At 71.1% G+C, this 17,037-nt stretch carries 19 protein-coding genes and 1 tRNA gene; 8 read left to right on the forward strand and 12 right to left on the reverse strand.

Translation table 11 applies throughout. The annotated features are described in order from the left end of the window. The first annotated feature begins 240 nt into the window (after positions 1–240). Positions 241–972 (forward strand): SGNH/GDSL hydrolase family protein, encoded by a 732-nt coding sequence (locus HQ603_RS14315; protein ID WP_222685228.1) that lies wholly within the window; start codon positions 241–243, stop codon positions 970–972. A gap of 3 nt (positions 973–975) precedes the next feature. Here HQ603_RS14315 and HQ603_RS14320 read toward each other — a convergent pair whose 3' ends face one another. From HQ603_RS14320 to HQ603_RS14335, 4 genes are all read right to left on the reverse strand, one after another. Beyond that, positions 976–2,055 carry an alkene reductase gene (locus HQ603_RS14320; protein ID WP_222685230.1) on the reverse strand — a complete coding sequence of 360 codons (1,080 nt, stop codon included), beginning with the start codon at positions 2,053–2,055 and terminating at the stop codon, positions 976–978. Between the two features lie 158 nt (positions 2,056–2,213). Beyond that, on the reverse strand, positions 2,214–2,402 hold the full coding sequence (locus tag HQ603_RS14325) for a hypothetical protein (RefSeq protein WP_222685231.1): 189 nt from the start codon (positions 2,400–2,402) through the stop codon (positions 2,214–2,216). A 362-nt stretch (positions 2,403–2,764) separates the two neighbouring features. Next, positions 2,765–2,841: transfer RNA gene (locus HQ603_RS14330), tRNA-Leu, on the reverse strand. A gap of 36 nt (positions 2,842–2,877) precedes the next feature. Next, positions 2,878–3,465 (reverse strand): TetR/AcrR family transcriptional regulator, encoded by a 588-nt coding sequence (locus tag HQ603_RS14335; RefSeq protein ID WP_222685232.1) that lies wholly within the window; start codon positions 3,463–3,465, stop codon positions 2,878–2,880. Positions 3,466–3,600: 135 nt separating this feature from the next. Between HQ603_RS14335 and HQ603_RS14340 the strand changes: the two genes are divergently transcribed. Both HQ603_RS14340 and HQ603_RS14345 read left to right on the forward strand, forming a co-directional pair. Beyond that, positions 3,601–4,986: a cytochrome P450 gene (locus tag HQ603_RS14340; RefSeq protein ID WP_222685234.1), complete on the forward strand. Its 1,386-nt coding sequence runs from the start codon at positions 3,601–3,603 to the stop codon at positions 4,984–4,986. Between the two features lie 89 nt (positions 4,987–5,075). Next, entirely contained in the window at positions 5,076–6,434 is a 1,359-nt protein-coding gene (locus HQ603_RS14345) for an LLM class flavin-dependent oxidoreductase (RefSeq protein ID WP_222685236.1), read from the forward strand. Between the two features lie 57 nt (positions 6,435–6,491). On the opposite strand, the gene HQ603_RS18980 is transcribed toward HQ603_RS14345, so the two are convergent. Next, positions 6,492–6,626 carry a hypothetical protein gene (locus HQ603_RS18980; RefSeq protein WP_256365857.1) on the reverse strand — a complete coding sequence of 45 codons (135 nt, stop codon included), beginning with the start codon at positions 6,624–6,626 and terminating at the stop codon, positions 6,492–6,494. Between the two features lie 61 nt (positions 6,627–6,687). After that, positions 6,688–7,518, reverse strand: a complete 831-nt coding sequence (locus tag HQ603_RS14350) for a sulfurtransferase (protein WP_222685238.1) — start codon at positions 7,516–7,518, stop codon at positions 6,688–6,690. Between the two features lie 112 nt (positions 7,519–7,630). Between HQ603_RS14350 and HQ603_RS14355 the strand changes: the two genes are divergently transcribed. Together HQ603_RS14355 and HQ603_RS14360 are read left to right on the forward strand one after the other, a co-directional pair. Then, positions 7,631–8,080 carry a hypothetical protein gene (locus tag HQ603_RS14355; protein WP_222685239.1) on the forward strand — a complete coding sequence of 150 codons (450 nt, stop codon included), beginning with the start codon at positions 7,631–7,633 and terminating at the stop codon, positions 8,078–8,080. Further along, positions 8,077–8,391, forward strand: a complete 315-nt coding sequence (locus tag HQ603_RS14360; RefSeq protein ID WP_222685240.1) for a transcriptional regulator — start codon at positions 8,077–8,079, stop codon at positions 8,389–8,391. The genes HQ603_RS14355 and HQ603_RS14360 overlap by 4 nt, the downstream gene beginning before the upstream one ends. Here HQ603_RS14360 and HQ603_RS14365 read toward each other — a convergent pair. From HQ603_RS14365 to HQ603_RS14385, 5 genes are all read right to left on the reverse strand, one after another. Next, positions 8,388–9,338, reverse strand: coding sequence for a Ppx/GppA phosphatase family protein (locus HQ603_RS14365; RefSeq protein WP_222685242.1), 951 nt, complete (start codon positions 9,336–9,338; stop codon positions 8,388–8,390). The two genes, HQ603_RS14360 and HQ603_RS14365, sit on opposite strands and share 4 nt — an antisense overlap. Continuing rightward, positions 9,335–9,850 carry a DUF501 domain-containing protein gene (locus HQ603_RS14370; protein ID WP_222685244.1) on the reverse strand — a complete coding sequence of 172 codons (516 nt, stop codon included), beginning with the start codon at positions 9,848–9,850 and terminating at the stop codon, positions 9,335–9,337. The genes HQ603_RS14365 and HQ603_RS14370 overlap by 4 nt, the downstream gene beginning before the upstream one ends. A gap of 42 nt (positions 9,851–9,892) precedes the next feature. Continuing rightward, positions 9,893–10,471, reverse strand: coding sequence for an FtsB family cell division protein (locus tag HQ603_RS19140; RefSeq protein ID WP_222685246.1), 579 nt, complete (start codon positions 10,469–10,471; stop codon positions 9,893–9,895). Between the two features lie 4 nt (positions 10,472–10,475). After that, positions 10,476–11,765, reverse strand: coding sequence for a phosphopyruvate hydratase (gene eno / locus HQ603_RS14380; protein ID WP_222685247.1), 1,290 nt, complete (start codon positions 11,763–11,765; stop codon positions 10,476–10,478). 106 nt (positions 11,766–11,871) lie between these two features. Next, positions 11,872–12,564, reverse strand: coding sequence for a lytic transglycosylase domain-containing protein (locus HQ603_RS14385; RefSeq protein ID WP_222685329.1), 693 nt, complete (start codon positions 12,562–12,564; stop codon positions 11,872–11,874). Positions 12,565–12,775: 211 nt separating this feature from the next. Between HQ603_RS14385 and efeU the strand changes: the two genes are divergently transcribed. From efeU to efeB, 3 genes are read left to right on the forward strand one after another with little or no spacing between them, the layout of a single operon-like run. Next, on the forward strand, positions 12,776–13,663 hold the full coding sequence (efeU, locus tag HQ603_RS14390) for an iron uptake transporter permease EfeU (protein ID WP_222685249.1): 888 nt from the start codon (positions 12,776–12,778) through the stop codon (positions 13,661–13,663). Positions 13,664–13,718: 55 nt separating this feature from the next. Continuing rightward, a complete protein-coding gene (gene efeO / locus HQ603_RS14395; protein WP_222685251.1) occupies positions 13,719–14,864 on the forward strand; it encodes an iron uptake system protein EfeO in 1,146 nt (381 codons plus the stop codon). Next, a complete protein-coding gene (gene efeB / locus HQ603_RS14400) occupies positions 14,857–16,083 on the forward strand; it encodes an iron uptake transporter deferrochelatase/peroxidase subunit (protein WP_222685254.1) in 1,227 nt (408 codons plus the stop codon). Before efeO ends, efeB begins: the two co-directional genes overlap by 8 nt. Here the strand turns inward: efeB and HQ603_RS14405 are convergent. Further along, positions 16,072–17,031, reverse strand: a complete 960-nt coding sequence (locus HQ603_RS14405; RefSeq protein WP_222685256.1) for a MazG family protein — start codon at positions 17,029–17,031, stop codon at positions 16,072–16,074. The two genes, efeB and HQ603_RS14405, sit on opposite strands and share 12 nt — an antisense overlap. Positions 17,032–17,037: the final 6 nt, after the last annotated feature.

The following is a 17,037-nucleotide window of genomic DNA, read 5'->3' on the forward strand; positions in this document are numbered from 1 at the left end:
GCAAGAACCACCCACCGGAACCCGAACCCACTCGCCCCGCCCCACGCACCGAGCAGAAACACGCCCGCCGACGGCAGGAACGCAATCGCAACCGACTCCGCAACGCCCTCAACGGCGTCGCCCCACCGCGGGCGGAGGACACACCACCCCCGTTCTAGGACGGGGACCCCTCACACGGGGGACGTCGACGTGCGAACGGCCCCGCGCGTCACGCCGAGCTGTGTCATTACGATCGACGCCATGACCGGGGGGCGAAAGCGGCGGACGTGGCTCGTGGCGATCGGCGTGGTCGCCGTGCTGATCGCGGCAGCGGTGATCACCGTCGTGGCGGTGTCGGGTGGGTCCGGGTCGAACGACGACAGCACGCTCGCCGTGCCCGCCGAACCGCGACTGCTCGTCGTCGGCGACTCCTACGCCGAAGGCATCGGGGCGGACGATCCCGCTGCCGACAACTGGGCACGGCTTGCCGCCGATCATCTCGCCACCCTCGGCTGGGACACGCGCATCGACGCAGCCGGGGGCACCGGCTGGACGAACGGCGCCGGCGGGCACAACACTTACGGCGAGCGGCTGGCACGTGCGGCGCAGGACGACTCGTTCGTGCCGAACGTCCTCGTCCTGCAAGGTGGTGCGAACGACTATCAGAGCACACCCGACGCCGTCGGCGCCGCCGTGACGTCGTCCATCGAACTGGCCCGACGGCAGTGGCCGGGCATCGAGGTCGTGGTGTTCTCGTCGTCGGTCCCGTTCGGTCTCACCGAGCGGGCGGTGCCGCTCAGCACGGCCATCGCCGACGCCGCCGCGTCCGCAGGCGTGCCCGACATCAACCCCGTTGCAGAGCAATGGATGACGGCGGACACGGCTGCGGATTACACGGCGGGCGACGGAACCCACCTGACCACAGCGGGTTACGCGTACGTGGCGGACCGATTCGTCACCGATTTCTCGGCGCTGTTCGGCCTCGACCCGTAGGTCTTATCGAGCCGCCGTCGCGAACGGGTAGTCCGTGTACCCCTCCGCGCCGGAACTGTAGAACGTGCTCTGGTCCGGCGTGTTCAGCGGCAGGTCTTCCTTCCAGCGGTAGACGAGGTCCGGGTTCGCGATCGCGGGCCGTCCGACCACCACGGCGTCGCCGACGTTGTCGTCGACGATCGCCAGTGCCTCGTCGCGGGTCGTGATTTCACCGAAGCCGCTGTTCACCAGGAAGGGACCACCGAACGCGGAGCGCAGGTCCTGAACGAGCTCGCCCGCCGGATCCTTGTGCAGCACACTGAGGTACGACAGGCCCAGAGGTGCGATCCGGTCGACCAGCGCGCGGTAGGTGGCGCGCACGTCGGCGGGATCGGTCTCCAGCGCGTCCTGGATGTTGTGCTCGGGCGAGATGCGGATGCCGACACGGCCGGCGCCGATCGCGTCGGCGACCGCCTCCACGACCTCGGCCACGAAACGCGCACGGTTCTCGGGCGAGCCGCCATAGGCGTCGTCGCGCTGGTTGGACGCGGGCGAGAGGAATTCGTGCAGCAGGTAACCGTTGGCGGAGTGGATCTCGACGCCGTCGAATCCGGCGGCGATCGCGTTGCGCGATCCACGCACGAACTCCTCGATCACGGACGGCAGCTCGTCGGTGGTCAGTGCGTGCGGCACCGGGTACGGCTTCTTGCCGTCGTACGTCCGGGTCTCGCCCTGGATGGCGATGGCGCTGGGCCCGACCACCTCGTGGCCGCCCGTCGTCGCCTCGTGCGTCACCCGACCGGCGTGCATCACCTGCGCGACGATGAGGCCGCCCTCGGCGTGCACGGCCTCGGTCACGGCCTTCCAGCCGGCGAGCTGCTCGTCCGTCACCAGGCCGGGCTGGCCGGGGAAGCCCTGACCGGCGTGGCTCGGGTACGTGCCCTCGCTGACGATCAGCCCGAGGCTGGCGCGCTGGCGGTAGTGCTCGGCCACGAGCGGACCGGGGACGCCCTCGGGACCGGACCGCACTCGCGTCAGCGGCGCCATGACCAGGCGGTTACGCAGGGCGAGGTCCCCGAGGGTGACGGTGGAGAACAGCGACATGGGTTGGCTCTTTTCCTCGACGACAGGGTGCGGGCGCGCCGAAGCGCACCGAATCAGGCCAACCCCGTCGCCGCGCGCTGCCATTCCCGGACGAGACGGGGGTCACGTTCGGCGTCGAGCGTCCGAGCGCGACCACGGGGAGGTCGCATTCCCGCGCGTCACAACCACGGCAGACGACGGTTCCACCACGGTTGCGTCGACAGCGCCGGGACCTCCACGGTGGCGTCGCGATAACGCTGGTCCAGCCGCTCGACTTCGGCAGCGAGACGGTGCGTTCGTCGTCCGCCGTTGCGGATCAGCCCGGCCAACCGCCCCCGCGCGCCGCCGAACAGAATCCCGTCGCACATCGGACACCCGGTCGGGCCGTCCAGTGCCGACGGGACGAACGGGGACTGTGCGGACGAACCGGCTACGCGGCGCTCGGCGTTCTCGACGTGCGATCGCCATTCGGCCAGCAACGTGAGAGCCGCGCCGTCCTTGCGCGGTCTGCGCGGCCGGTGCGGGTTCACGACCGCGGGCGCCGGCCGCCCATCGTCGCTGTCGGCGCGGAGACACAGCACGGTGCTGTCGACATCATGTATTTCCCTGCGCAGTAGGCACACCGCCGGTCGACGCCGGGCGGGCACAGGGTCACCTCGGAGTAGTGAAACACCGTCCTGGCTCCGACCGCAACCGCCGGACGTCGTCCCCGTCCGTGCACACTGTCGGCTGGTGCCCCCAGTCGGACTCGAACCGACAACACAAGGATTTTAAGTCCTCTGCCTCTGCCAATTGGGCCATGGGGGCCGTCGCGCGCACCCACCCTAGCGGCCGGAGGGCAGTTCAGGTCGGGCGACCGATACCCAGCAGTCCGTCGAGTGCGCGCATGCAGACGTCGTACACGGTCTCGGCGTCGACCGACCGCTCGTCGACCCAGTCGAGGCAGGTGGCGCGGACGAACGCGATCCAGCCGCGCACCGCCAGGCGCACGGCAGGATCATCGCGCGCCGCGGAGCCCAGGGCGTCGAGAATGCGCTCCTGCTGCACACGCAACTCGTCGGTGACGATCGCCTGGATGCCGTCGTCCGCCGACATCGCGCCGCGGTTGATCGCGCGGATGCCGTGCTCGTGGGTGTCCACGTGATGGATGTAGGCCCGCAGACCGTCGCCCACCTGCCGGGCGACCGGCAACGACGTGTCGGGCGCGGTGATCTCGACCATCCGCGCCGACTCCCGGCGGATGATCTCCGCGAAGAAGTCCCGCTTCGACGCGAAGTAGTGGTACATCAGACCCTGGGACACGCCGGCGAGCTCGGCGACCTCGTCGATGCCGACGTCGTCGTACGGGCGGGTGGCGAACAGCCTGGTCCCGACGGCCAACAACTGCGTGCGCCGCTCGGCCGGCGTCAATCGCTTCCGCACGCTGATCATGGTTCCCCGAACATACTCGGCCGGCCGCCCCGACGGCCCTCGACATCTCCCGACAACCCTTGACAGTGCGCACCCGGCGAGTAGCGTCGCTTGTTGAACCGCACTTCAACAAGCCTCACCGAAGGGGTCAGCGCCGTGGTCACCACACTCGCTCCCGACGTCTCGCTCCCGCACCCGCCGCGCCGCCTGCCGGTGCTCGGCGACGTCCTCGGCGTCCACGTCGCGACGCCCGTGCAGGACTCCATTCGACTCGCCCGCGAGCTCGGACCCATCTTCGAGCGCGTGGTCCTCGGCAACCGGTTCGTCGTCGTCAGCGGCGTCGACCTGGTGGCCGACCTGAACGACGAGACCCGGTTCACCAAGCACCTCGCGCCGGCAGTGGCGGGCCTACGGTCCATCGGCGGCGACGGCCTGTTCACCGCCTACTCGGACGAGCCGAACTGGCGCAAGGCGCACGACCTGCTGCGCCCGGCCTTCACGCAGGCAGCGATGCGGACCTACCACGACACGATGGTTCGGGTAGCCGGAGAACTGCTGTCGCACTGGCGAACTCGTGATCGGGTGGACGTCTCCGCGGACATGACCAAGCTGACGCTGGAAACCATCGGACGAACGGCCTTCAGCTACTCCTTCGATTCGTTCACCCGCACCGAACGGCACCCCTTCGTCGGAGCCATGGTGCGGACGCTGACGCACAACCAGCGCCGGGCGGTCATCAAGGTCCCCGTGCTCAGCGACCTGTGGTTCCGCGACCGCGACCGCCGCAACGAGCAGGACAAGGCGTACCTCGCCCGGGTCATCGACGACATCGTCCGAACCCGACGGGACCATGGCGTCGGCGCGGAGAACGATCTCCTCGACATCATGTTGACGGCCGCGCGCGACGCCGACCCCAATGCCCTCGACGAGGTCAACATCCGGCACCAGATCCTGACGTTCCTCATCGCGGGACACGAAACCACCTCGGGTGCCTTGTCGTTCGCGTTGTACTACCTCTCCCGTGATCCGGAGCTGTGGGAGCGGGCTCGCGCGGAGATCGACGAGGTGTGGGGCGACGAGCCGCCGACCTTCGAGCGCGTCGCCAAGGCGCGGTTGGTCCGCCGCATCCTGGACGAGGCCCTGCGGCTGTGGCCGACGGCGCCCGGCTACGCTCGAGAAGCGCTGACGGACACCGAGATCGGGAACGGGTACCGCATGCGCACGGGCGACTGGGCGATGGTCCTCATCCCCGGTCTGCATCGAGATCCCGTGTGGGGGGAGAACACCGACGAGTTCGATCCGGACCGCTTCCTCTCCGCCGCGGTACGCAGCCGCCCTGCGCAGGCGTACAAGCCCTTCGGCACCGGCGAGCGCGCCTGCATCGGCCGCCAGTTCGCGCTGCACGAAGCCATGATCGTCCTCGGCACCGTGCTGCAGAACGTGGACGTGCGACCCGATCCGGACTACCGACTCCGCGTCGAGGAACGCCTCACGCTGATGCCCACGGGCTTCGAGGTGCAGGTCTCGCCGCGCGCGAGGTGAGTGGGACTCACGGCGATTCCAACCGCTGACACCGCGGCCGGCACCGAGAAGTCTGAATGGGAGCCCGTCCCCTCCCGTCAGGAGCATCCGTGTCCCGCGAACTGCATCTCGCCGGCTTCCTCATCGCCTCGCACGTCACCCACTCCCACGCCGCGTGGCGCCACCCGGCGTCGGCAACCGACTATTTGAGCCCCGACTACTACACCCGCGTCGCCCGCACGCTCGAGCGCGGAACCTTCGACTTCCTCTTCTTCGCCGATCTGTTGGCGACGCCCGTCCGCTACGGCGACGACATCGCGGTTCCGCTCCGCAGCGGCACGCAAGCGTCGGCGACCATCGACCCGTCGTTGGTGGCGGCCACACTCGCGTCGGTGACCGAGCGCATCGGACTCGCGATCACCAAGTCCACCACCTACTTCCATCCCTACGAGGTCGCCCGCATCTTCGCGACGCTCGACCACCTGTCGCGAGGTCGGGCGGGATGGAACGTGGTGACGTCCCTGAACCAGGCCGAAGCACAGAACTTCGGGCAGCTCGACCACCTCCCGCACGATCAGCGGTACGACCGCGCCCACGAGTTCCTCGAGCTCGCCTACGACCTGTGGGGCAGCTGGGACCGTGACGCGCTGGTGCAGGACAAAGCCACCGGCGTCTTCGCCGACCCGAGCAAGGTGCGCACCGTCGATCACGACGGGCGGTTCTACAGAAGTCGCGGACCGCTGACGGTGCCGCACTCCCCACAGAGTCGGCCGGTGATCTTCCAGGCCGGATCGTCCTCGACCGGGCGGGATTTCGCGGCGCGCTGGGCCGACGCGATTTTCGAGATCGACCCGACTCCCGAGGGACGACGGGCGTACTACGACGACGTGAAGTCCCGCGCGTCGAACCTCGGCCGGAACCCCGACCACCTGAAGATTTTCCCGTCGTTCGTTCCGTTCGTCGGCGAGACCGAATCGATCGCCCGCGAGAAGCAGGCTTTCCACAACGAGCTGGCCGACCCTGTGTCCGGCCTCATCACCCTGTCCGTCCACACCGACCACGACTTCTCGCAGTACGACCTCGACGCCCCGGTCACCGACGTCGCCGTGCCCGGCAGTCAGGGGCTGTTCGACCTCGCGCGGCGTCTGAGCGATCGGGACTCGCTGACCCTGCGGGACGTCGGCAAGCTCTACGCGCAGGGAGTGCTGCTGCCGCAGTTCGTCGGAACCGCCTCCGACATAGCCGATCTCATCGAGGAGGGCTTCCACGGCGGCGAGGCGGACGGGTACATCCTCTCGGCCGCGCAGGCACCGGGAACGTTGGACGACTTCGTCGATCAGGTGGTGCCGGAGCTGCGGCGACGTGGACTCTTCCGCACCGAGTACACCGGGACGACTCTGCGTGAGCACCTCGGGCTTCCCGCCGCGAGCCTGACCCCCACGCCCCGGGCGGTGGCGGCTCCGGCCTAGGACGAATCGTGGAATCCGAGCCCCGGATCGCGGGGCTCGGATTCCACGATCACGCGGTCAGTCGGCGTCGGGATGCGGCACGTTCTGCTCGTCGACGACGGCGCCGCGCTCCTCCTCGTGCGACGAGTCCCGCGGGCCGTCGTTGCTCCCGCTCGACGGGACGGCGTCGGCAGCGTCACTGGGCATGGTCATCGGAGCCTCCTGATCGGGTGGGGTACCGCACTGTCATGCCCCACCGGGGCCGGTCCGAACCTCACTCCGGTCCTGTGGCCACCGGGCGGTTCGGGTCCGACGACCACGCCGACCAGGAGCCGGGGAAGAGTGCGGCGTCGATCCCGGCGAGGGCGAGCGCGGCCACCTCGTGCGCCGCCGTGACCCCCGACCCGCAGTACACCCCGACGCTGTCGCCGGGCCGAATGCCCAGGCTCGTGAACCGGTCTCGCAGCTCCGCCCGAGATCGGAACCGCCCGTCCGGTCCCACGTTCTCCGCGGTCGGGCCGCTGACTGCGCCCGGAATGTGGCCCGCGCGCGGGTCCATCGGCTCGACCTCACCGCGGTACCGCTCCCCCGCCCGCGCGTCGAGCAGCACGCCGGAAAAATCGGCTGCGTCGTCGGCCGTCAGCGTCGGCATCGCCCCCGGCCGGAGCACCACGTCACCCGCCGCGCGCGGAGTCTCGTCGCCGGACCGGACGGGCAGGCCCGCGTCCCGCCAGGCGGTCAGTCCGCCGTCCAGCATCCGCACGTCGTCGTGCCCCGCCCACCGCAGCAGCCACCAGGCGCGGGCCGCGGCCTGGTTGCCGGTGGCGTCGTAGACCACGACGGGTGTGTCCGCGCCGATCCCCCACCGCCGCGCCGACGCCTGCAGCTCGGTGATGTCGGGGAGGGGATGCCTTCCGTCCGTGGCGACGCCGGCGCCCGAGAGTTCCGTGGGTAGGTCGACGTAGACCGCGGTGGGGATGTGGACGTCGAGGTAGCGCTCGTGGCCGTCGGTGCGCCCGAGGGCCCACCGGACGTCGAGGAGAACGGGCGGAGTCCGCTCGAGCGACGACGCCAGCTCGGACACGCTCACGAGGATGTCGGTCATGGCCCCGAGCCTAGGACGCGCCGGGCGTCCGCACCCAGTCACTTGCCAAGTCGGAAAGTCGGTGGTTCACTTTCCACATCGGAAAGACACGGTTCGAGACCGAGGAGGCACGATGAGCGACGACTTCTCCCCCGCCGACGCCCTCGCCGCAGTGCAGGCCCAGCGCGACAAGCTGGCCGAGGAGTCGGCGTCGCCACGCGGCTACCACCTGATCCTGGCGCTGACGACCGGCGTCCTGATCGCCTCGCCGTTCTGGGACAGCCTCTGGGTGGTCGCGGTGGTCTACGTTGCGTTCTTCCTGATCCTGTGGGGCCTGATGACCTGGTACAAGCGCGCGAAGGGCATGTGGATCAACGGCCTCGACGAACGCCCGGCACGCCGCTACTCGGCGACGGGCGGCGCGATCGGCGGCGGCGGGTTCGCGGCGTCCCTGGCAGCGGAATGGGTACTGCACCTGCACGGCGCGAGCCTGGTGCTCGCCGCCGTCGCCGTGCCGACCATGACCTGGCTCGGCTACCGCTGGGACGCGGCCTACGAGCAGGAACTGCGGGAGTCGGCATGACGGTCACCCCCGCATTCGATCCCGTCATCCACGCGCCGCTCCGGCTCCAGATCTGCGCTCTGCTCGCGCCGGTGACCTCGATGGAGTTCGCCACGCTGCGCGGTCACCTGGACGTCAGCGAATCCGTGCTGAGCAAGCACCTCAAGACGCTCGAGGACGCCGGGCACATTCGAATCCGCAAGGCCACCAGCAACTCCCGCGTCCGCACCAGCGCGGCGATGACACCGGAGGGCAGAGCCGCCTACGACGCGCACGTGGCCGAGCTCCGACGCATCGTCGGAGCCGGACCCGATCGGGGCCCGAACGGCTAGCGCGCGAGCGACAGGGCGATCCCGTCGAGAATGTCGTGCTCGCTGACCACCAACGACTCGATGCCCGACTCCGCACCGATGCGGTCCGCCAGCGCAGCGGTCACCAGCGACCCGCCACCGATCACGTCGACCCGACCCGGATGCATCGACCCGACGGCCGCACGCTGCTCCCGGGTCATGCCGACCAAGCGACCGCACACGTCGTGCAACGCGTCGAACCCGATGCGCGACAGATGGATTCGCTCGGGGTCGTACTCCGGGAGATCCTGCGCGACGGCCGCGATGGTGGTCATGGTGCCGGCCACGCCCACCCAGGTCCGCGCCTGCGCGACCGGCACCGCCGCGAAGGCCGGTGCCAGGCGCTCGGCGACGAACTCCCGCGCCGCCGCGATCTCGGTCGCGGTGGGTGGGTCCGACGCCAGGCACCGCTCGGTCAACCGCACGCACCCGATGTCGGCCGAGTGCGCCGCGCTCACTCCCGACGCGTCCCCGAGGACGAGTTCGGTCGAGCCGCCGCCGAGGTCGACCACCAGGAACGGCCCGTCGGCCGGATCGAGGTCACCCACGGCACCGGCGAAGGACAGGCGCGCTTCCTCGTCGCCCGTCACCACCTCGGCGACGGCGCCGGCGGCCACCGGCTCCAGCAGCCGAGACGTCATGTCGAAGAACAGGTCTCGATTGGCGGCGTCACGGGTGGCGGACGTCGCCACCATGCGCACCGCGTCGACCCCGCCGAGTCCACCGATGACGTCGACGTACTCGGCCAGGGCCACACGCGTGCGCTCGATCGCCTCGGGGACGAACGCACCCGTCGCGTCGACACCCTGACCGAGACGGACGACGCGCATCTCCCGCGACAGGTCGCGCAGCCCGGTGCCGCCGGCCTCGACGTCGGCCACCAGCAGACGGATCGAATTGGTGCCGCAGTCGATCGCCGCGACCCTCACGAGCGGAGGTCCTCGATCGTGGGCCACTCCGACGGCAGCGCGGTCCCCCGCAGTGGACCCTCGGCGGCGAGCGCCACGGACTCGTCGCCGAGCGGGTTCACACCCGGCCCCTTCGCCAACGAGTGAGCCATGAGCACGTGGAGGCACTTGACCCGGTCGGGCATCCCGCCGCCGGTGAACGTGGTGCCGAGCGAGGCGATCGCGTCGCGCTCGGCCAGGTACGACTCGTGTGCCCGGCGATACCCGGCGGCGAGTTCGGGATCGGTGCCGAGCCGCTCGGTCATATCCCGCATGACTCCGGCGGATTCCTGCCGGGACGCCTCGGCCGTCAGCCGCGGGTCGGTCAAGTAGTACAGCGTGGGGAACGGCGTGCCGTCCGGCAGCGTCGGCGCCGTCTTCACGACGGCCGGTCGGCCGTCCGGAGTGCGGTAGGCGACGGCCAGCACACCACGGGGCTCACGGCCCAGTTGCTCGGCGACCACCGCCAGGTCCTCGGGCGACACGTCGGTCATGACGACAGAACTTCCTTCGATGGGGCGGTGGGATTGGCAGGCTCAGCGAGGCACGGTCGCGGTCGACCACAACTCGCTGTACCAGGGGCCGGGGGGAGGCGGAGGCGGATCGTTCGCGATGTCGGATCGTGCTCGCGCGCCGGGCAACTGCACCTGGTACGGCGTCTCACCGGGCATCACGAAACCGAGCCGCTCCCGCGCCTGGGCGGTGATGTACGCGGGATCCTCCGTCTGATCCTTCCGGATCTGCAGTTGCTCCACCCGCTCCTCGAGCACGACGCGCTCCGCGGCGACGTCGGCCGCGTCCGACCGCTGCGAGACGTAGGTGCGCAACGGGTAGGCCAGCGTCAACGCCAGCGCACACACCACCACGGCGAGAATCACGGCCTTGCCGGTCGACAGGCCGAGGAACGTGCGTTCACCGCCGCGGTCACCGCGTCCGCGCCGACCGCGGCGGCCGACCAGGGCGGCGCCGTCGCTGATGACGTCGTCGACCAGCCCGGCGACACCGCGCGACCCCGACCCGGGGCGACGGGTGGACCGACCGGGACGCTCGCCGCGCCGCGACGATCGGCCCGAAGGCCGCGCCGCGGGACGGGTCGCGTTCCGGTCGGAGGTCACCCTGTCAGTCCTTGTCGAAATCGAGACGCGGGAACGCCAGGTCGCCGGCGTAGCGGGCGGCGTCGCCGAGGGCCTCCTCGATGCGCAGGAGCTGGTTGTACTTGGCGACGCGCTCGCTGCGGGCCGGGGCGCCGGTCTTGATCTGGCCGCTGCCCACGGCGACCGCGAGGTCGGCGATGGTGGTGTCCTCGGTCTCGCCGCTGCGGTGGCTCATCATCGTGCGGTAGCCGCTGCGATGCGCGAGGTCGACGGCGTCGAGGGTCTCGGTCAGCGTGCCGATCTGGTTGACCTTGACCAGCAGCGCGTTGGCCGCACCCTTGACGATGCCTTCCTCGAGGCGCTCGGGGTTGGTGACGAAGAGGTCGTCGCCGACCAGCTGCACGCGCTCGCCGATGCTGTCGGTGAGGGCGACCCAGCCGTCCCAGTCGTTCTCGTCCAGCGGGTCCTCGATGGACACCAGCGGGTACTGATCGAGCAGACCGGCGTAGAACGCGGACATCTCCTCCGACGAGCGGGTGGTGCCCTCGAAGGCGTAACCCGTTCCGGCGGTGTAGAACTCGGTGGCCGCGACGTCGAGCGCCAACGCGATGTCGGAGCCCAGCGACAGGCCCGTCTTGCCGATGGCCTCGGCGATCAGGTCCAGCGCGGCGGTGGTGCCGGCGAGGTCGGGAGCGAAGCCGCCCTCGTCGCCCAGACCCGTCGAGAGGCCCTTGCTCTTCAGCACCGACTTCAGGGCGTGGTAGACCTCCGCGCCCCAGCGCAGGGACTCCTTGAAGGTGGGTGCGCCGATCGGCGCGATCATGAACTCCTGAACGTCGACGCCGCTGTCGGCGTGCGCGCCGCCGTTGATGATGTTCATCATCGGCACCGGCAGCACGTGGGCGTTCGGTCCCCCGAGGTAGCGGAAGAGCTCGAGGCCCGCGGACTCCGCCGCACCCTTGGCCACCGCGAGCGACACGCCCAGCAGCGCGTTCGCTCCCAGCCGCGACTTGTCGGGAGTGCCGTCGAGGTCGAGGAGAGCCTGGTCGACGGCGCGCTGCTCGATGGCGTCGAGTCCGATGACGGCCGGGGCGATGTCGTCGAGCACCGCGTTCACGGCCTTCTGCACACCCTTGCCGCCGTACCGGTCGCCGCCGTCACGCAGCTCGACGGCCTCGTGCTCACCGGTGGACGCACCGGACGGGACGGCGGCGCGGGTGAGCGTGCCGTCGTCGAGCGCGACCTCGACCTCGACCGTGGGGTTGCCACGGGAGTCGAGAATCTCGCGAGCTCCGACCTGTTCGATGATGGCCACGACTGAACTCCTAGCAAAGCGATGGGCGGACCTGACACGGTTCGCAGACAGACTAGCCGCAGCGACCACCGTCCCGACGACCGACGCGCAGGGCCCGGCGACCCCGCTAGGGCGACGTTCCCACCGAGTACGCCGCCGCCGCGTCGCGCACGTCCGCGGCGTAGACGCCGGACCTGTTGTAGGCCAGCAACGCTCGCGACCAGCCCTCGGGTGTCGTCAGATCGCCCCCGGACGCGCACAGGTACCGGGCCGCCGACAGGGCCGCGTCGTCGAGCGTGTCGGGGTCCGCCCGACCGTCGCCGTTGGCGTCGACGCCCCACTTGCGCCACGTCTCCGGGATGAACTGCATCGGACCCATCGCCCGATCCAGGACCGGATCGCCGTCGAGTTCACCGCCGTCGGTGTCCCGGATCTCTGCGTTCCCGCTGGTGCCGTCCAGTGGGACACCGCGAATGGGCGGCGACACCACCGAATCGGGCCCGACGCTCGACCCGCGGAACGTGCCGTGCCGGGACTCGACGTACCCGATGCCCGCGAGCGTCGTCCACGCCACGCCGCAGCCCGGGGTACTGCGGGCCATGACCGCGTCGGCGTGACCGTAGGCCTCGATCGCCGTCCGCCCGACGCCCGTCGACTCGGCGATCGGTGTGGCCCAGTCCGTCAGGAGGTCGGCGGTCCGCCCCGGACCGTCGACGTCGATCGCCGGGACGGGCACGCCGGGCGCGGGCGGCACGCCCTCGGGAATCTCGATGGCCGGTCCGGTGGTCGTTCCGCACGCCGCCAGAAGCAGCGCGCCCATCACCGCCGCGGCGAACGTGACACGGCGGCGGGTGCGGTCTCGGCGGCGGGATGCGGGCACGGTCCCATCATCCCGAGCGAGGGTAATAGGACCCTAAAGAGAAGCAAAAAACCAGGTCCAGGGCTGTTTTCGACGGGCCGGACCGTGTAGCTTCCTCGCACGAACAAGGTTTGCCTAACCTCCAACCCTCCGATCCACCCGGGAGCCGCCCGTGTCCGTCGTCCTCGCCGCCGCGTCGGCCCCCGGCGTCGCCACCCAGATCGCCGGCAGCGCCCTCATCGGCGTGCGGGAGGGACTCGAGACCGGCATCGTCGTCATGATCCTCGTGGCGTTCCTGGTCGAGTCCGACCGCCGCGACGCCCTCCGGTGGGTCTGGACGGGCGTGCTGGCCGCCGTCGTCATGGTCGTGGCGGTCTTCGCCGTCATCCACTGGGGCACCTCGACGGTGACGGGCCTGACGGCCGAGATCGTCGCCGGCGTCGCGTCGCTGGTCGCCGTCGCCATCGTCACCACCATGGTCCTCTGGATGCGCAGCGCCGCCGCGACGATCTCCGGGTCCCTGCGCACCGGCCTGACCCGCGCCCTCGACGTCGGTCCCCTCGCGATCGTCGCCCTGTCCTTCCTCGCCGTGGGCCGCGAGGGCATCGAGACCGCGTTGCTCATGGTCGGCTACGCCGAGAACGCCGCCGGCAGTCCCTGGCCGCTGGTCGGGCTGCTCGTCGGCGTCGCCGTGGCCGCCGCACTCACCGTCGCGCTGTACGTCGGCGCGATCCGCATCGACCTCGCCCGCTTCTTCCGCTGGACCGGCGTCGCGCTGATCGCCGTCGCCGCCGGCATCCTCGGCTACGGCATCCGCGCCCTACAGATCGGCGGCGTGATTCCCGGCGGCGGGGCCGTCGCCGTCGACCTCACCTCCTGGTGGGACGCCGGGAGCTGGTACGGCACCCTCGTCGCCGGCGTCCTCAACCTGCGCCCCGATCCGACGGTGCTGCAGCTCGCCGCGTGGGCGACCTACCTCGTCGTCGTCCTCACCCTCTTCCTCCGGCCGACGCGCGCGCCCGCCGCACGCTCGGCCACCCCCGCCCCCGCCGCGTCCTGACGCACCACCGAGTACCTCCCACCCGCTACGCACCCCGCCCGCTCGAAAGGCTCCCATGCACGTCGCCCGTCGACGGGCCGCACTCGCGGTCTGTCTCGCCCTGCCCGTCGTGATCGCCAGTTGCACCGCCAAGACACCCGCGACCACCTCCGCCGACGGCGACATCGCCGTCGAGGCCACCGACACGTCCTGCTCCGTGGGGCGCACCGAGGCCACCACCGGCCCGTCCACCTTCAGCATCACCAACAGCGGATCGTCGGTGACCGAGTTCTACGTCTACGGCGAGGGCGACCGGGTCGTGGGCGAGGTCGAGAACATCGGCCCCGGACTGTCCCGGCAACTCGTCGTCTCGCTCCCCCGTCCGGGGACCTACCGCACCGCCTGCAAGCCCGGCATGGTCGGCGACGGTATCCGCGGCGACTTCGTCGTGAGCGGCGACGCGGTCGCGACCGACGACGACGGTGCGCTCGCCGAGGCCGCGGACGGCTACCTGCGCTACGTCCGCGCCCAGACCACCGCGCTGCGGGACACGGCGAGCGGGTTCGTCGACGCCGTCGTCGCCGGTGACGTCGAGGCCGCGAAGACGCAGTACCCGCTGGTGCGGACGTACTACGAACGCATCGAACCCGTCGCCGAGAGCTTCCCCGACGACCTCGATCCCCGCCTCGACCTGCGTGAACCCGACGTCGAGCCCGGCGATCGGTGGACCGGGTTCCACCGCATCGAGAAGGACCTCTGGGCGCAGGGGTTGCAGCCGGACATCGCGGAGATCGCCGAGCAGCTGCGGTCCGACATCGACGAACTGGTGCGCGGCGTCGACTCCCCCGACTTCGTGCTCGACCCGATCACCGTGGCCGGCGGCGCCCAGGGCCTGCTCGACGAGGTCGCCCAGACCAAGATCACCGGCGAGGAGGACGTCTACTCCCACACCGACCTCTACGACTTCCAGGCCAACGTCGACGGCTCGCAGGCCGCGGTGGCCGCACTCGATCCGATCCTGCGCGCGAAGGACGCCGACCTCGCCGACACCATCGCCGCGCGCTTCGCCGACCTCGACGCCGAACTGGCCCGGTACCGCACGGGCGAGGCCTTCGTCTCGTACGACACCGTGACCGAGCCGCAGCGCCAGCAGCTCTCGCAGAAGATCGACGCGCTGTCGGCGTCGGTGAGTCGGGTGCAGGGGGTCGTCGCCGGTGCCTGAGCTGTCCCGACGCGCCGTCCTCGCCGGCGCCGGGCTGGGCGCGGTCGCCGTCGGGGCGGGCGTCGCGGTCGGTCGGGGAACGGCGACCGACCCGGCGGCCGCGGGGACCACCGCGGTCGACGGCGTGGTGCCGTTCCGCGGAGCGCATCAGGCCGGCATCGTCACCCCCGCGCAGGACCGCATGCACATGACGGCGTTCGACGTCACCACCACCTCGCGCGCCGACCTGCTCGACCTGCTGCGCACCTGGACGCGGATGGCCGAGCGGCTGACCCTCGGCGCGGAAGCCGAGCCCGGCGGTGTCGTCGGCGACGGCCCGTACGCGCCGCCGTCCGACACGGGCGAGGCCCACGGGCTGACTCCGTCGCACCTCACCCTGACCATCGGGTTCGGGCCGAGCCTGTTCGACAAACTCGGTCTCGCGGACCGCAGACCGGCTGCGCTGCAGGAGCTTCCGCGCTTTCCCGGCGACGCGCTGGATCCGGCGCGCAGCGGCGGCGACCTGGTGATCCAGGCCTGCGCCGACGACCCGCAGGTGGCCGTGCACGCCGTCCGCAACCTCGCGCGGGTCGCGTTCGGCACGGCCTCGGTGCGGTGGTCCCAGCTCGGGTTCGGCCGGACGTCGTCCACGTCGACCACCCAGGCCACACCGCGAAACCTGTTCGGGTTCAAGGACGGCACCAACAACATCAAGGCGGAGGACACCGCCGCCGTCGAGCAGCACGTGTGGGCGCGCTCGGCCGACGGGATGGACGGCGGCAGCTACCTCGTCGCGCGGCGCATCCGCATGCGCATCGAGCCGTGGGACCGGTCCGTGCTCGGCGAGCAGGAGCGCGTGATCGGGCGCAGCAAGGGCACCGGCGCACCCCTCGGATCCACCGACGAGTTCGACCCCGTCGATCTCGCCTCCACGACCATCGACCGCGACGCCCACGTCCGACTCGCGTCGGCCGAGGCACTGGGCGGCATTCGCATCCTGCGCCGGGGATACAACTTCACCGACGGCACGGACGGATTCGGACACCTCGACGCCGGGCTGTTCTTCGTCGCGTTCTGCGCCGATCCCGGCGCGCAGTTCGTGCCGATGCAGCAGGCACTGGCTCGGCACGACGCCTTGAACGAGTACATCTCGCACGTCGCGTCCGGTGTCTACGCGTGTCCGCCGGGCGTCGCCGAGGGACGGGACGACGACTTCTGGGGCGCCTCGCTACTCGCCTGACACCCCGTGCGCCGGCACGTCGCCCGGCCAGTACTTGGTCCACGCCGGGCCGTCGAGGTCCCGCGGCCGGAGCCCGTCCATCGCCGCGGCCCGTTCCGCCGCCCGCACGTCCGCGGCGAACGCGGTGACCCGACGACGCAGGCCGTCCTCGGCGCTGTCGCCGCCGTGCCCGGGTGAGACGTCGATGCGGACGGCCAGGACGTCGTCGGGAATCAGGTCGGTGGGCAGCCCGGCGCGCACCGCGCGGGTGGTGACCTGCTGCGCCAACGCGAGGGCCGGCTGCGCGGACGCGACGCCGTCGAGGCACGAGCCCCGCACCTTCTCCGCGGCCTTGCGCTCCTCCCAGGCACGTTCCTGCGCCGCGATGTCCACGGGAGCACCCGAGGTGTCGGCCAGGTGGGGGCTGCGGTGGGTCAGCTTGGCCACCAGCGTCGCCGCGACGTCCTCGATGTCGAACGCGTCGGTCTCGGCGTCGGCGGCGATCCGCGCGTGGAAGAGCACCTGCAGCAACAGGTCCCCGAGCTCCTCGCGGACGGCGACGGCGTCCCCGGACTCGATCGCGTCGAGCAGCTCGTAGGTCTCCTCGAGCAGGTACGTGCGCAGCGAGGCGTGCGTCTGCGTCGCCTCCCACCCGCCGAGCGTGCGCAGCCGGTCCATGATGTCCACCGCGTCCGCGAGCGCGCCGGTCCGGCGCTCCTCGGCGGGCCGATCACGGGCCTCGACGACGTCCTCGCCGCGGTCGATGCGTTCTCGGACGTCGGGGTTGTCGCGGCTGGTGCTGACGAGCACCTCGGGCCGGTCGTCCGGCGTCCGGGAGGTGTGCGACGCCAGGCGCCAGCGCACCGAGACCGGCACCTCCTCGGTGAACCCGACGGGTTGGGTCAGCAGCGCGATGGCCTGCACGGGCACGAGGGTGGGGCGCAACGGATCCAGCAGCAGCACCGTCACCGACGA

This window comes from Rhodococcoides corynebacterioides (assembly GCF_019834675.1).
Classification (GTDB): domain Bacteria; phylum Actinomycetota; class Actinomycetes; order Mycobacteriales; family Mycobacteriaceae; genus Rhodococcoides; species Rhodococcoides corynebacterioides_A.

Coding starts and splice junctions, on each gene's coding strand:
- HQ603_RS14370 (WP_222685244.1), bottom strand. CDS start 9,850: ATGACCGACGTGTCGCCCGAGGACCTGGCGGTGGTCGCCGAGCAACTG.
- HQ603_RS14350 (WP_222685238.1), bottom strand. CDS start 7,518: ATGACCGACATCCTCGTGAGCGTGTCCGAGCTGGCGTCGTCGCTCGAG.
- HQ603_RS14320 (WP_222685230.1), bottom strand. CDS start 2,055: ATGTCGCTGTTCTCCACCGTCACCCTCGGGGACCTCGCCCTGCGTAAC.
- efeO (WP_222685251.1), top strand. CDS start 13,719: ATGCACGTCGCCCGTCGACGGGCCGCACTCGCGGTCTGTCTCGCCCTG.
- HQ603_RS14325 (WP_222685231.1), bottom strand. CDS start 2,402: ATGTGCGACGGGATTCTGTTCGGCGGCGCGCGGGGGCGGTTGGCCGGG.
- HQ603_RS14315 (WP_222685228.1), top strand. CDS start 241: ATGACCGGGGGGCGAAAGCGGCGGACGTGGCTCGTGGCGATCGGCGTG.
- HQ603_RS14355 (WP_222685239.1), top strand. CDS start 7,631: ATGAGCGACGACTTCTCCCCCGCCGACGCCCTCGCCGCAGTGCAGGCC.
- HQ603_RS14360 (WP_222685240.1), top strand. CDS start 8,077: ATGACGGTCACCCCCGCATTCGATCCCGTCATCCACGCGCCGCTCCGG.
- HQ603_RS18980 (WP_256365857.1), bottom strand. CDS start 6,626: ATGACCATGCCCAGTGACGCTGCCGACGCCGTCCCGTCGAGCGGGAGC.
- HQ603_RS14335 (WP_222685232.1), bottom strand. CDS start 3,465: ATGATCAGCGTGCGGAAGCGATTGACGCCGGCCGAGCGGCGCACGCAG.
- HQ603_RS14385 (WP_222685329.1), bottom strand. CDS start 12,564: ATGGGCGCGCTGCTTCTGGCGGCGTGCGGAACGACCACCGGACCGGCC.